Genomic DNA, 14,844 nt, shown 5'->3' on the forward strand with positions numbered 1-14,844 from the left:
TTGAGTGTGAATGGGCACAGCTTACACTCCGCTCAATCCGACACGGGTAATTTGTACAATCATCTCGACGATCCTCTTCGCCTGGTCCATTCCGCCGCCAATGGCTTTGCATTCCTTAAACATCAATGGCAGCAGCTTTTTCCTGATATCTGCTTCAATGTTCTGCGGGTTTATTGAGTTTTCGGCCACTGAGGTTTCGACTGAACGGTCCACATCAAAAGCCAGTTTTATCCATTTATCCTGAACTTGCGAATCGGTAATCGAGAAAACCTCAGGTAACATTTTCTTGAATACGCCAAAGTAAGCCTGAGCATGATGGTTGCCGGCAAATACATCTGGAATATCATTCAAGCGGCGTTCATGCACTTGCTCTTCAAACTCCCGGAAAAGCATGTATTGCTTGAGCGGATGTTCGAATAACTTCTCAGCTTCTTCAATAGCTTGCCGTAATAGCTTAGAGAACGCTTCCTGCGCATAGGGATCATCACGCAGTTCTTGCTCGATCATACGAGTAACACGCGTTTTTATGATGTCGGTTTCGTTACGGGTTTTATCTTCGCTCCACTCATCTGGCTGCGCTTGCCCCATCTTGTTTACTTCGTAAACACCATCAGGCTCCCGAACTTCTACGCCAACAACATGCTTATCGAGTAACTTTTTGACCTGCTCGGCATACTCATCATAGTCGATACGCTCACCGGCATCTTGCTGCACTAACTGGCGTAAACTGGAGAACTGCTTCACCGTCTCTTTGTAATGACGGCGATCATCTTCACTGAAGCTCTTGTCTTCAAAGAAGGTGGCTGATTGCAATGCAACTTTTAAACAACTGGCAAATTCAGTCAGTGCCTCGTAGAAGTCTTCACGTATTTTCAGGTGCACATCGACCAGTTCGCCATTTTTGTCTTCAATGCGTGGCACCAATACCTGACGCAGTTGCTCGGTATCTTGTCTGTTCTTCACACCGTCAAAAATCGCCCACAGGTTTTTATAAAGCTGCGGTAAACGTTTGTATTCGGTGCTCATCTGATTATAGAGCCCGGCGAGATCGTCAATCTCATAACCACCCTGAGTGCGGGATGCAAGTTTCTGGTACTTCTCTATGGTAGTATCCAGCTCTTTAAGAATGCCACGATAGTCTATGAGCAGACCGAATTTCTTCTTAGGGTGTAAACGGTTGACTCGTGCTATCGCCTGAATCAGGTTGTGTCCTTTGAGCTGCTTATCGATGTAAAGCACAGCGTTCTTGGGCTCATCAAAGCCGGTTAGCAGCTTATCGACCACAATCAGCAATTTTAACGAATCGTCTTTATCAAAGCGGTCTATCACATTTCTGGTGTAGGATTGTTCATCCTGTTGACCGACATTCTCTTTCCACCATTTAACAACTTCAGGTGCGGTAGATTCATCAACTTCGGTGTTACCTTCACGCGTGTCAGGGGCGCTGATCACCACCGCTGATTCAAACAGCCCGACCTCATCCAGGTATTTCTTGTACTTGATAGCAGCGGCTTTACTGTCACAAGCAAGCTGACCTTTTAATCCTTCATCGATGTTTTTCACGAAGTGGTTAGCAATATCTAATGCAATCAGACGAATACGATCGTCTGCGGTGTAGATCTGCCCTTTACTGGCATATTTGCGTTTAAGATCGGTTTTTTGCTGGTCGCTTAACCCTTCGGTGATTCGCTCAAACCAGCTATCGAGAGCTCGTTCATTCACATCCAGATCGGGAATGCGCTCTTCATAAAGTAGTGGAGTTACAGCTTTATCATCCGTTGCTCGCTGCATCGTATAAGCATGGATGATAGAACCAAATTTATTGGTCGTTTTATCATCTTTCAGCAATGGAGTACCGGTAAAAGCAACGAATGCGGCTTTCGGCAATGCCTGCATCATGCGGATATGGTTTTCACCACCTTGGCTACGGTGGCCTTCATCAATCAACACAATAATATCTGAACTGGTATTGATGCATTCAGGCTGCCTGATGGCGGTATTAAACTTCTGGATCAACGAGAAGATAATACGCTCAGTGCCCTTACCAATCTGCTCTGCCAAACGCCTGCCGGATGTCGCGATCGCCGCTGACTTATCCCTCTTCCCAGAGAGCTCTCCACTGGAGATAAAGGTACGGCTAAGCTGGTTTTCCAAATCGACGCGGTCGGTAACCACCACAATGCGGCATTGCTTTAAGCTTTCATGCAAGATCAGCGCTTTGCTCAGAAATACCATCGTCAACGATTTACCCGAACCGGTGGTATGCCAAATAACGCCACCTTCACGGCTACCATCAGGTCTTTTGGTATTGATACGCTCAATCAAGCGTTTGATACCAAACACTTGCTGATAGCGAGCAACAACCTTGCCGACCTTTTTATCAAACAGCGTATAAAAGCGAACCATATCCAGCAGACGTTCAGGCAACAATAGGCTGATTAACAGCTTATCTTGCCCGGTCACGGCCAATTCACCCGCAGCTACCAAACCCTGGTACCAATCTCTGGCCGCTACCGGCCGGTGACCAAATAGCTTATCTAGCTGTTCAGGCGGAAGTTTTTGGTTCTTGATGACGTACATTTCAGCATCAGAGAGGTCCTCTTCACGCCAGGCGGCCCAGAATTTAGCCGATGTTCCACAAGTACCATACCGACCATCATGACCATTAATCGATAACAGCAACTGGCTGTAAACAAACAAGCGCGGAATTTCATCGTGCCGCTGATTGCGCAGAGTTTGTGATATTCCTTCACCAATGGTTGGGTTTTTTTTAGCATTACCATCCGGACGTTTTGCCTCAATGACCACCAATGGAATACCGTTCACAAAACAGACGATATCAGGCCTACGGGATCCAACACCGTTAGCGCGCGTTACTGTGAACTCTTCGGTAAAGACAAAGCTGTTATTCTTTGGATGATGCCAATCGATTAAGGCAATAGTTGGGTTCGCCTTTTTACCATCGATAAACTCGGTAACGGAAATACCGTACATCAAGTGGTTATAGAGACGCTCATTGGCAGTGAGTAATCCCTGATTCAGGGCCGGGCTGTTGACTTCAGCAATAAGATTATCGATGGCTTTGTCAGAAAGGGAATACTCTTGCCCACCAAACGTAAAAGTACGCTTTGCCAGCTGCTCCCTAAGAAGGTGTGTTAACACAACCTGATCAGGTTTGCCTGCTCGGGTAGCTAGAGCCTCATCAGAAGAAAGGTAAGACCAGCCAAGGTTAGTCAGTAGCGCCAAAGCCGGCATCTTAGCGCTAAATTCTTCCTGAAATTTTGGGGCATGTTGGTTGCTCATTATACTCCCCTATCGTTTAGGCTTAATCTTCCATTGATGGAGTACGGTTGCCTATTGACAGAACTGTCTACTACATACCGAGCAATCCCAATAAGCCATAACCAAAACGACCTTAAGATTGCAGTATTCAATCTCCCTAGAAACTCAGCGCCCCCCTTTCTGACAAACCATCTGCAGACCTCTAGCGATTGAACTTTAACCAACCCCAACTTAATTATAAATATTGAGAAGGTGCTCTTCAAAAATGGGAATGTCTTTGCCATACAACTCAGCCATAGACTCTCGGTATAACTGAGGAGCCTTTGTTTCAAGCCGATACCCAACTCAAGCACTCTGCAATTTGCATTTTTATAAAATAAAAACGCCCTTATAGAGGCATGAACTACGTACTTATCAGTCACACCGCCTCCATTTTCACCCGGAGTTTGCCGGTGAGCAATTGCTGCATCAACGCTTTTTTTTCTTGTTTCAAGTAATCTAGTTTTTGTTGTAGCACATTAATAACATTATCAACCGTAGTCAGGGCAGAAGCAATTTTGTGTTGTTCATCTAAGCAAGGACATAAAAAAGTTATTTTTTCAAAGTCTGATTTTGATAATTCTAAAAATGTTGAACCAGATGATTTTCTAACTAATTCTTTAACATTGAACATGAATAGATAGTAAAGAAACTCAACAGAAAAATCGGAGTTCGGAACTAAATTTTTAAACCCCTGATTGGTCGTTATTTCTGTTGCAGAAATAGCCATTGCACCAATAGTTGCTCTTGTACAAACAAGTAATGCTCCCTTAGGAAGCATCTTTGCCGAACTATTTTTTAAACCTTTTTCTGATATTGTCTTATTTGTATTAAATACATACCGACTTTTCAAGGATGTAACGTCAGTAGGAGTTAACCAGCTAATACCCCCGTTCCAATATTCTGTCTCAGTTGTATCTGGTGTACCTCCGGAAAATATGCTTCCCATGTCACTAACTTTAACCTTACTCCATTCGCGATTAAACCCCTCAAAGCGTTTCTTCCCTGTAAGCAGTTGTTGCATAATTGCTTTCTTCTTCTGCTGGCTATTGACAAGCAGTTTCTCAGTAATTGAGATCGCTTTCTCCCAAGTAGACAATATTTGAGTAATTTGTCTCTGTTCAGATAATGGAGGTAGTTTTACTTTTAATGTTTGGTAGGCACTAACATTAAGATGTTTTTGTGCCATCCCGCCCTGGAGGCTTAATACTTGTGACTTGCCAACCGAAGAATTTGTGTAAGCGCACAAATATTCAGGAAGCACCTTATCCTTCTTAGGCCTAGCTATAACAATATCTATTGCATTTGCCCCTTCAAATTCTGGAGTAACGACGCAAGCTGTACCGGGATACCCTGTCCTTACAATTAAAACATCGCCTGTTTTAAGTTGACTCTTCTTATTCGCCAAGTGCCCTTCTTGAGAAAAATAGACCCAATCAGAGTCATTAATAAACCCTTCTCTCACATTTGCTGATCTAAATGCTTTTATTCCCACACTTTCATCAACGTAATACTGAGAAGGTTTAATAACGACGCCAACAGAAATAGACTCACAAATTCTATTAGCATCTACTAGACTCCATCCCTCAGGCACCATAACCCAACTCCTTTAAATATAAAGCCATTTGGTCCTCTAATGCAGCCAGCTGTCCTTTAAGTTGCTCGCGTTCAGCATGTATAATCATCAGATCAATTTGCTCTTCTTCTTCAAAGGTATCGACATAACGGGAGATATTTAAGTTATAGTCGTTGTTGCGGATCTCTTGCAGGTTGGCAATATGAGCATATTTATCAATGTTATCACCATTTTGATAAGCTTTAACAACGTCACGAATATTCTCATCAGTGAGCTGGTTTTGGTTCTTACCCGGTTTAAACTCACGACTGGCATCGATGAACAACACGTTATCGTCCACTTTCTGCTTTTTAAAGATCAGAATCGCAGCTGGAATACCTGTGCCGTAAAACAGTTTTTCAGGTAATCCGATCACCGCATCAAGCAAGTTTTCTTCAATCAACTTCTGTCGGATTTTGCCTTCGCTAGAACCGCGAAACAGCACGCCATGAGGGACCACAACGCCCATGCGCCCAGTTTTAGGCTTCATGGTTTCGATCATATGCAGAATAAATGCGTAATCACCCTTTGTTTTTGGCGGCAAACCACGACGAAAACGACCAAACTTATCGTTTTCTACGTCATCATGTCCCCACTTATCTAAAGAGAAAGGTGGGTTGGCGGTAACCACATCAAACAGCATTAAATCGCCATTTTTATCCAGCAGCTTGGGATTACGAATAGTATCGCCCCATTCTATTTTGTGGTTATCCTCACCATGCAAAAACATATTCATTTTCGCTAGCGACCAAGTTGAACCGATGGCTTCTTGGCCATAGAGTTCATACTGTTTGGAGCCATGATGCTGCACTACTTTACGACCACATTTCATCAGTAAGGACGCAGAACCGCACGCGGGATCGCAAATAGTATCTCCCGGTTGTGGATCTAAGAGTTCAGCCATAAGCTCAGACACTTCCGGTGGGGTATAGTACTCACCCGCCTTCTGACCACTGTTTGCAGCAAACTTTCCGATCAAGTATTCATACGCATTACCGATTACGTCCAGCCCGCCCACGCGACTAGGCTTAAGGTTCAGCTCTGGGTTAGCGAACTCCACTAACAGGTCTTTGAGGATCCCGTTCTTTTGCTTCTCTTCACCTAGTTTATCTGTGTTAAAAGAGATATCTTGGAAAACACTTTTCCCTGCATCTTTCAGCTTAGTACCATTGGCTTCTTCAATCGCGTGAAGGGCCTCGTCGATACGCTCGCCGTTACCAGGTTCATTACGACGCTCGTAAAGCGCATAAAAACTGGCCTCTTTAGGCAGAACGAATCGTTCATTCTTCATCATTTCTTCGATCAGTTCCGGCTCTTCACCATACTCTTTTTTGTATCCATCGTAGTGATCCTGCCACACATCAGAAATGTACTTCAGGAACAACATAGTAAGGATGAAGTCTTTATAGGTATCAGGGCTGATAGTGCCACGGAAGATATCGCACACGCCCCATAGCACCCTGTTAATACGGTCTTGATCGATTTTGTTGCTCATAATCTATTTATCCTTAAGTAATTTCTGCAAAATGCCAAGCTCAAGTTGGTGGCGATTATGTTGTAACTTACTGATAAGTTTATCTTCTTCCTGCCAGACTCGTTGAAGCTCAATAAGTTGTCGTTGCGTATGCGCAGGTGGAACTGGAACCTCCACATCTAACAATGCTGCTTTAGTAACAAGCTGGATGTTTGTACCACTGCGATTAAACATCTGTTGTGTCATCGGGTGGTTAAGTACCCAACACAGGTATTCAGGAGCTATCTCGTGCTCTTCCCTTCGAAGGGTAACGATCAGAAACTGGCTGGTAGCTACCACTGGGATGTCACTGCTATAGACAACCGCGACGTTCCGGTTCCCCCTGGCGGCAACGACGATCTCACCTTGTTTGAGGAAAGGTGGTTCAACACGTTGCTCCCAACTAATCGCCGGTAAAGCTTCAGAATCTCTCTGCCAATCCAGCTCAAGGTCCTTAATTTGTAATATGCGTACATCCCCATCAGACACCGGTTCGACAGCCCCCCGGAAGGTATAGCCTGAGCGAATATCAGCCAAATCACCTATCTTGTATAACTTTGTTGGCATAATGGCCTCAGTTAAGTGCATCATCACTGATGGACTAATCTTAAAGAGGATAAAAAGGGCTTAGCTATGAGCTCATGAAGCCCTTATTTTGATAATCCACGCCTGCATAACTTTATATGTGAAGCGAGAGTTATATTACCAAAACCAGAACAGCCCAATGAATTTACGCAGCAACTTAGTGAGAGATAGTGAACCTTGTAAAGTCATAACGTTAGCATCAGTCGCTGCCGGGTTTACTTCTGTTGTTACGCTAAGTGTAATAATCTGCTTTTGCAAATCGTAAGAAACTTGATAAAATGCCATGGATTCGATCTCCTATCCTGGTTTAGACGCTTCGGGTTTGAGGTTCGCGAAAGGCTGGAATCAATCGCACAAATCACTCTCTTCTGTACGACCGCTACTGTAATAAAAGTGAGTTGATGCACTTATATTTGCTCAGGCTGATATCAAAGTCAATAAGTATTTTATGTGCAGTAGCTTCTCTACAGAAGAGCGTTACCCCCCGAAGAAGCAGTGATCGTTAATGGCTTAATTATTAATTATTCTAATATACTGTTTTAATTGAGTATTTAACTGTTCCTTATGTTTTAAAATCAAATGCACTGACTCCTTTCTCCCGATTTGCATCAAGATAATCCGCCCACCACTGCAGCATCAATCTACGCTCGTCCAAATGCTCCGCCTTATGAATATACGCAGCTCGAACAGAGTTACGCTCCATATGGCTCATCTGCCGTTCAACCGCATCCCTAGACCATAATCCTGACTCAATCAGCGAACTACAGGCCATTGTCCTGAAACCATGCCCACAAACCTCTACTTTTGTGTCATAACCCATAACACGAAGTGCCTTGTTCACCGTGTTTTCACTCATCGGTTTACGAGGGTTGTGATCTCCAACGAAAACAAAATCGCGCCCGCCGCTAAGCTTGTGAACCTGTTTGAGGATTGCTAAAGCCTGATGAGATAATGGCACCAAATGAGGTGTGCGCATCTTTGAACCCCGGTGTGAGTGCTTTACCCCTTCGATAGCTTTTCGTTCAGCCGGTATCGTCCACATTGCCGTTTCAAAATCTATTTCAGACCAACGAGCAAAGCGCAATTCGCTAGAGCGAATGAATATCAACAAGGTGAGTTCAACGGCCAGGCGGGTCAACAAGCGTCCCGTGTAACAGTCAATTCGGTGGAGTAGTTCAGGTAGGCGTTTCAGCTCAAGTGCAGGTCGATGGATACGGTTGCTGGAAGCAACTGCCCCAGCCATCTCTTGAGCCGGGTTGTAATCAATCAAGCCACTTTGAACGGCATACCTCATTATGGCAGTTGTCCGTTGCTGAAGACGAGAAGCTACTTCAAAACGGCCTGTAGCTTCTACAACTTTGATAGGAGCAAGCAGATCGCGAGTTCTCAGCTCCTCAATACTACGTTTGCCAATTGCATGGAACAGATTATCTTCCAGACTTTTAAGCACCCGTCGGCTATGGTCTTCCGACCATTTCTTATTAGCGCCATGCCACTCTCTGGCAACTGACTCAAAGGTAATATCTTCTTTCGCCAGTTCTTCTTTCACAGCACGTTTGTGTTCGCGAGGATCGATTCCAGCAGCAACAAGCCTTCTGGCCTCTTCCCTTTTTTGACGAGCATCAGCCAGTGACGTTTCAGGATAAACACCAAACGCCATCAAGTGTTGCTTGCCACCGAAGCGAAAGCGGAACCGCCAGTATTTTGAGCCGTTGGGGTGAATCAGCAAAAACATGCCATCCCCATCAACTAGGGTGTACTCCTTTTCCTGCGGTTTTGCAGAACGCACTTTGATATCTGTCAGAGCCATAAAAGTTCTCCTTCCATGTGCCGCTGTGAGTATACAACCATTATCGAACCAGCATATATACTCGGTTCTATACTCACAAGCGACTTGATGTGGGTTGACTCAGATTGACTACTGTTGAAAGGAAAATCGCGGAAAGCCTTGTATGACGGGGATTTCAGACACAAAAAAAGACGTCCGTTGACGTCTATTGATGTTCCGATGGTGCCGAAGGCCGGACTCGAACCGGCACGTATTTCTACGGTTGATTTTGAATCAACTGCGTCTACCGATTTCGCCACTTCGGCACTGAAGGGATACGGAAAACGTTTTGGATTATACCTGTCGATAGCCGCCATGCAAGCAACAGCGTGCATCAGTAGTGCTAAGTGTTGAAAAAAACAGCGTAATCCCACAAACGCGCGGTGCGGCGTCACATTTTTCAGCCATCAATGCGCAGCAAACCGGCTACCTGACTTTCGCTTCCCTGCCCCTACGACCAACACATCACAATCCCGCTCCAATTTTTCTCAAACCCATCTCACATTACACCCTCATCGCGTCAACGTTTTATCGCCGCCAACCATAAGCATTTACGCTTCCTCAAACACTCAATATAAGATTCCAGAATAATTAATGTAATTGATTTATATATTCCATAAAAAACTACTCCATCGCTTTTTCTTATTACCGCAATCCTTAAGGATTTATTAATTACGTCAATATTTTTATAACTTTACATTAATGAAAAGTTTTGTTTTCGCTCTTTATTCCAGGATTTTCCTCAGGCGTGAAAGTTCCGGTAAATACTATTTTTACTAGTCGCTGTACGAGTCTCGATGGACATCTTCACTCGGTGAATTTACTCAGGAGAAAGACTGTGACTACCTTAAAACCTTTACTGGCGCGTAACCGCAGCTGGGCGCTGCAGAAGTGCCAGCATGACCCGGAATATTTTGAAAAACTGGTAGCCGGGCAGCGGCCACATTCGCTGTGGATTGGCTGCTCCGATAGCCGCGTTCCCGCCGAAGTACTCACCGGCAGCCATCCCGGCGAACTCTTCGTCCACCGCAATATCGCTAACATGATTGACCCCGCCGACGACAACTTTATGAGCGTACTGCAATATGCCCTCCACTATCTCGAGGTCGAACGGGTGGTGCTCTGCGGCCACTACGGCTGCGGCGGCGTGCAGGCGGCGCTCTCGTTGCCGGAGATGCCGCTAGCCCGTGAGTCCTCGGCGCTGGCCCGCCGCATCGGCTCGCTGCGCGATACCCTGCAGGGTGATATCGCTACTCTGACGCTCACTGACACTGACCCTGACGCCGACGCGGCCGAAGCGCTCAACGCCCTGGTGGAGGCCAACGTTCGCGCCCAGTTCAGCCGCCTGCTTGACTGTGAACCCGTACAGACGCTGCTCGCCAGCGGACGGCCGCTCAGCCTGCACGGCTGCGTCTACGATCTGGCATCCGGCCATCTGACCACTCTCGTCGAACACCTCTCACCTCAGGAGCATGCCCCATGAATACTCTTCGTCAGGACTCTCTCGCAGGCATTGTCGTCTTCCTTGTCGCCCTGCCGCTGTGCCTCGGCATCGCCCAGGCCAGCGGCTTACCGCCCTTTGTCGGTCTGCTAACCGGTATCATCGGCGGCCTGGTCGTCACCGCCCTCAGCCCCTCCCGCTTCGCCGTCAGCGGCCCCGCCGCCGGACTGGTCACCATCGTCGTCGCCGCCATTGAATCCCTGGGTTCCTTCTCCGTCTTCCTGATGGCGCTGGTGCTGGCCGGCGTGCTGCAGCTGCTGTTTGGCATTCTGCGGGCCGGGCGCTTTATCTCGCTGGTTCCCGCCAGCGTCATCAAAGGTATGCTGGCGGCGATCGGCATCCTGCTGATTATGCAGCAGATCCCCGTCGCGCTTGGCAGCGCAGAAGAGACCGGGCTCGCCGATATCGTGCAGGGTAACGCCACCTTCTCCCTCAGCGCTATCGCCGCCGCCCTGGGCGGCCTGCTGGTCCTATGGCTGTGGGGTTCGCCGCTTATCCGCCGGGTGAAGAGCCTGCGCTGGATCCCCGGCCCGCTGATCGCGGTCCTGCTCGGTTGTGTCACCACCGTATTAATGACCCAGGCCGCGCCACAGCAGCTTGCCTCCCTGCCGCGCATTACCCTGCCGGAGTTCGGTAGCCTCGGCGATCTGCTGGGCGAGCTGGAGTCTCCTGCGTGGAGCGCGTGGCGTAATCCGTCGGTGTGGATGGTGGCGCTGACCCTCGCGCTGGTCGCCAGCCTCGAAACCCTGCTCAGTCAGGAGGCGCTGAAAAAACTGCGTCCGCAAAATCCGCCGCCTTCGCCGAACCGCGAAATGGTCGCCCAGGGCGTCGGCAACCTGCTCTCCGGCGTACTCGGGGCGATGCCGATCACCGCGGTCATCGTTCGCAGCTCGGTCAACGTCAGCAACGGCGCGCAGAGCAAACTGTCGATCTTTATCCACGGCGTACTGCTACTGATCTGCGGACTGTGGTTTAGCGGCCTGCTGACGTTAATCCCGCTCGCCAGCCTCGCTGCCGTGCTGCTGTACACCGGCTATAAGCTGGCGACGCCGCGGCTGTTCATTGAACAGTTCCGCCAGGGCGCCGCACAGTACGTCCCCTTCCTTGCCACCATTGGCGGGATTATCGGCTTCGGCATGCTGGCGGGGATCGGGATTGGCCTCGCCACCCAGGTGGCGTTCAGCATCTGGCGTAGCCATCGCCATTCGCTGCAGCTGGCGCGCTACGACGACCACTACGTGCTGCGCATCCAGCAGAACCTGACCTTTTTACACAATCCGCATCTGCTGGCGCTGCTGGCGAAAATTCCGGAAAAGAGCGTGGTGATCGTCGAGCACGATAACGTCGGCTATCTTGACCCGGATGTGCAGGCGGTGCTGGATGATTTTGCCGAGAGCGCGCCGCAGCGCGGTATCCGCCTCAATCAGTGGCCGCTTGCCAGCCGCTGACCGTCTCCCGGGCGGCTGGTCCGCCCGCTTATCCACCCCTCCTAATGCCAAGCGACGCCTGTTGCCATGCTCTACACTTTCTTCGTTACTACGCCAACCCCAAGGAAACAAACATGAGCATCATTAAAAGTTACGCCGCCAAAGAAGCGGGCGCCGATCTGTCGCTGTGGGAGTACGATGCCGGCGAACTGCTGCCGGAAGATGTTGAAGTCGAGGTGGAGTACTGCGGGATTTGTCATTCGGACCTGTCGATGATCGACAACGAATGGGGCATGTCGAGCTACCCGCTGGTCGCCGGTCACGAGGTGATTGGCCGGGTGGCGGCGCTGGGCAGCACGGCGCAGGATAAAGGGCTGAAGATTGGTCAGAAGGTCGGGATCGGCTGGACAGCGCGCAGCTGCGGCCACTGCGACGCCTGTATTAGCGGCAATCAGATCAACTGCCTGGAAGGCTCTGTGCCGACCATTATGAACCGCGGCGGCTTCGCCGATAAGCTGCGCGCCGACTGGCAATGGGTGATCCCGCTGCCGGAGAGCATCGATCTGGCTTCCGCGGGCCCGATGCTGTGCGGCGGCATCACCGTCTTCAAACCGCTGCTGACCCACCACGTGACCGCCACCAGCCGCGTCGGCGTGATTGGTATCGGCGGCCTCGGCCATATCGCCATTAAACTGCTGCGGGCGATGGGGGCGGAAGTGACCGCTTTCAGTTCCAACCCGGCTAAAGAGCAGGAAGTGCTGGCAATGGGTGCCGATCGTGTGGTGAACAGCCGCGATCCGCAGGCGTTAACCGCGCTGGCCGGTCAGTTCGATCTGATCATCAACACCGTAGCGGTGGATCTCGACTGGCAGCCGTACTTCCAGGCGCTGGCTTACGGCGGCAACTTCCACACCGTCGGCGCGGTGATGAAGCCGTTCCCGGTACCGGCCTTTACCCTTATCGGCGGCGACCGCAGCATCTCCGGCTCGGCGACCGGTAATCCTTCCGAACTGCGTAAGCTGATGAAATTCGCCGGGCGTAGCAAAGTGGCGCCAACCACCGAACTGTTCCCGATGTCGCAAATTAACGAAGCGCTGAAACACGTGCGCGAAGGCAAAGCCCGCTATCGCGCGGTATTAAAAGCCGACTTCTGATTGGTATTTATCGCCGGGCGTCCCGTGCGCCCGGCGCTTTTCTTCTTGCTTCATCAAACCGTCATCTCCCCGCCATTCCTCTGTAGTCATCGCTTCCCACAATCCGGGCTTCCATAAACGCCTGAACGAGACGCCCGTCACCATGAATAAGCGCTGGCTCCCCTGGCTGATACTGTCGCCTTCCCTGTTGTTTTTACTTCTGTTTACCTGGTTTCCGCTTGGCCGTTCGGTCTATGACAGCCTGTTTGATACCCGCATGGCCAGCGACGGCGCACAGTACGTCGGGCTGGATAACTTCGCCCGCCTGTTTGCCGACGGCGTTTTCTGGCAATCGCTGGTCAATAATCTGCTCTATATCCTGCTGACGGTGGTACCCGGCGTGACGCTCGCCCTGCTCCTGGCGGTGGCGCTGAGCGAGAATCACCGCGTCAACCGCTGGTTGCGCACCGCCTTTTTCTTCCCGATGATTATCCCAATGGTCAGCGCCGCCGCGCTGTGGCTGTTTATTTTTATGCCCGGTCTCGGCCTGCTCGATCACTATCTGGCGAAGCTATTTGGCCCGCTGAACAACAATTGGCTGGGGCGCAGCAACAGCGCGCTGCTGGCGCTGGCGCTGATTGGCGTGTGGAAATTCGCTGGCTACTACATGCTGTTTTTCCTCGCCGGGTTGCAGAGCATTCCGGCCTCGACGCGGGAAGCGGCGCTGATGGAAGGGGCCAGCCGCACCCAGGTGTTTTTTAAGGTCACGCTGCCGCTGCTGCGCCCGACGCTGAGCTTTGTTATCACCACCGCGCTGATTTACTCCATTACCCAGATTGATCACGTCGCGGTGATGACGCGTGGCGGGCCGGATAACGCCACGACCGTGCTGCTCTATTACATCCAGAATCTCGCCTGGGATACCCATGACCTCGGCAAGGCCTCCACCGCCACCTTCCTGACGCTGGCCGGGCTGTTTGCCTTCTCGCTGATTAACCTGAAATTGCTGGAAAAAGGAGCCCACTATGAGCGCTGAAATCTCGCCGCTGATGGTCCACTCGCCCGCCGCTGCGCGTCCGCTGTGGTTGCGCCTGCGTCGCTCACAGCCCTTTACCCTGACGGTAATCATGTGCTGCCTGGCGCTGCTATGGGTGAGCCCGTTTATCTGGATGCTGGCGACCTCGTTCAGCGCCACCACCTTCGGCGAAGATATGGCCTCATTGCTGCCCCGTCTGCCGCTGACTCTCGATAACTTCCGCGACGCGTGGGACAGCGCCGACTGGCTGAGCCTGTACGCCAACACCCTTATCTTTACCTTCGGCACTTTCTTCGTGCAGCTACTCACCATCACCACCGCCGGCTACGTCTTCGCCTGCCACGAATTTCGCGGCAAGAAAACGCTGTTTCTGCTGTTCCTCGTCCAGCTGATGATCATGCCGGTGGTGATGATGGTGCCGAACATGCTGACCCTGAAAACCTTCGGCCTGCTCAACACTCTGACCGGCGTGATGATGCCTTACTTTACCTCGGCGTTCGGCGTGTTTCTGATGCGCCAGGCGTTCCTCGCCATCCCGAAAGAGCTGGAAGAGGCGGCGCTGATGGAGGGATGCCGCTGGTGGCAGGTGCTATTCCGCGTACTGCTGCCGATGTCCTGGCCATCGGTGCTGGCCTTCGCCACCGTCAGCATTACCTACCACTGGAACGAGTACCTGTGGCCGCTGATGATGCTCAACGATCCCGATAAGCAGGTGCTGACGGTCGGGCTGGTCTCTTTCGCCATGGGCGCTGAATCCGGCGGCCAGTGGGGCACCATCGGCGCCGGGACGCTGATGGTCTGCCTGCCGCTGATGCTGGCGTTCATCCTTTTCCAGAAACAGTTCCTGCGAAGCTTCGGCTTCTCCGGGATCAAATAAGGAGTTAT

General features: G+C 50.3%; 11 protein-coding genes and 1 tRNA gene. 5 read left to right on the forward strand and 7 right to left on the reverse strand.

Translation table 11 applies throughout. From position 1 onward, the window contains the following. Nucleotides 1-21 precede the first annotated feature (21 nt). The 7 genes from ABLV08_RS18510 to ABLV08_RS18540 form a co-directional block, all read right to left on the reverse strand. Nucleotides 22-3,303 (reverse strand): type I restriction endonuclease subunit R, encoded by a 3,282-nt coding sequence (locus tag ABLV08_RS18510; RefSeq protein WP_348856139.1) that lies wholly within the window; start codon nucleotides 3,301-3,303, stop codon nucleotides 22-24. Between the two features lie 397 nt (nucleotides 3,304-3,700). Then, nucleotides 3,701-4,918, reverse strand: a complete 1,218-nt coding sequence (locus tag ABLV08_RS18515) for a restriction endonuclease subunit S (RefSeq protein ID WP_348856140.1) — start codon at nucleotides 4,916-4,918, stop codon at nucleotides 3,701-3,703. Continuing rightward, nucleotides 4,908-6,431: a type I restriction-modification system subunit M gene (locus ABLV08_RS18520; RefSeq protein WP_100781451.1), complete on the reverse strand. Its 1,524-nt coding sequence runs from the start codon at nucleotides 6,429-6,431 to the stop codon at nucleotides 4,908-4,910. The genes ABLV08_RS18515 and ABLV08_RS18520 overlap by 11 nt, the downstream gene beginning before the upstream one ends. A 3-nt stretch (nucleotides 6,432-6,434) precedes the next feature. Continuing rightward, nucleotides 6,435-7,016 carry a restriction endonuclease subunit S gene (locus tag ABLV08_RS18525; RefSeq protein WP_100781468.1) on the reverse strand — a complete coding sequence of 194 codons (582 nt, stop codon included), beginning with the start codon at nucleotides 7,014-7,016 and terminating at the stop codon, nucleotides 6,435-6,437. Nucleotides 7,017-7,151: 135 nt separating this feature from the next. Beyond that, nucleotides 7,152-7,319 carry a hypothetical protein gene (locus ABLV08_RS18530; protein WP_163361748.1) on the reverse strand — a complete coding sequence of 56 codons (168 nt, stop codon included), beginning with the start codon at nucleotides 7,317-7,319 and terminating at the stop codon, nucleotides 7,152-7,154. A gap of 277 nt (nucleotides 7,320-7,596) precedes the next feature. After that, on the reverse strand, nucleotides 7,597-8,844 hold the full coding sequence (locus ABLV08_RS18535; protein WP_348856141.1) for an integrase arm-type DNA-binding domain-containing protein: 1,248 nt from the start codon (nucleotides 8,842-8,844) through the stop codon (nucleotides 7,597-7,599). 199 nt (nucleotides 8,845-9,043) lie between these two features. Then, nucleotides 9,044-9,128: transfer RNA gene (locus tag ABLV08_RS18540), tRNA-Leu, on the reverse strand. A 572-nt stretch (nucleotides 9,129-9,700) separates the two neighbouring features. Between ABLV08_RS18540 and ABLV08_RS18545 the strand changes: the two genes are divergently transcribed. The 5 genes from ABLV08_RS18545 (at nucleotide 9,701) to ABLV08_RS18565 (ending at nucleotide 14,836) form a co-directional block, all read left to right on the forward strand. Beyond that, nucleotides 9,701-10,345 carry a carbonic anhydrase gene (locus tag ABLV08_RS18545; RefSeq protein ID WP_015368521.1) on the forward strand — a complete coding sequence of 215 codons (645 nt, stop codon included), beginning with the start codon at nucleotides 9,701-9,703 and terminating at the stop codon, nucleotides 10,343-10,345. Then, the gene (locus ABLV08_RS18550; RefSeq protein WP_047075957.1) at nucleotides 10,342-11,811 is read left to right on the forward strand and encodes a SulP family inorganic anion transporter; all 1,470 of its coding nucleotides are present in this window, start codon (nucleotides 10,342-10,344) and stop codon (nucleotides 11,809-11,811) included. The genes ABLV08_RS18545 and ABLV08_RS18550 overlap by 4 nt, the downstream gene beginning before the upstream one ends. Nucleotides 11,812-11,924: 113 nt before the next feature. Then, the gene (locus tag ABLV08_RS18555; protein ID WP_348856142.1) at nucleotides 11,925-12,944 is read left to right on the forward strand and encodes an NAD(P)-dependent alcohol dehydrogenase; all 1,020 of its coding nucleotides are present in this window, start codon (nucleotides 11,925-11,927) and stop codon (nucleotides 12,942-12,944) included. A gap of 142 nt (nucleotides 12,945-13,086) precedes the next feature. After that, the gene (locus tag ABLV08_RS18560) at nucleotides 13,087-13,959 is read left to right on the forward strand and encodes a sugar ABC transporter permease (RefSeq protein ID WP_348856143.1); all 873 of its coding nucleotides are present in this window, start codon (nucleotides 13,087-13,089) and stop codon (nucleotides 13,957-13,959) included. Then, nucleotides 13,949-14,836, forward strand: coding sequence for a carbohydrate ABC transporter permease (locus ABLV08_RS18565; protein WP_348856144.1), 888 nt, complete (start codon nucleotides 13,949-13,951; stop codon nucleotides 14,834-14,836). Before ABLV08_RS18560 ends, ABLV08_RS18565 begins: the two co-directional genes overlap by 11 nt. Nucleotides 14,837-14,844: the final 8 nt, after the last annotated feature.

The sequence above is a fragment of the Klebsiella sp. CN_Kp088 genome (assembly GCF_040064335.1).
In the GTDB taxonomy this organism is placed as follows: domain Bacteria; phylum Pseudomonadota; class Gammaproteobacteria; order Enterobacterales; family Enterobacteriaceae; genus Klebsiella; species Klebsiella aerogenes.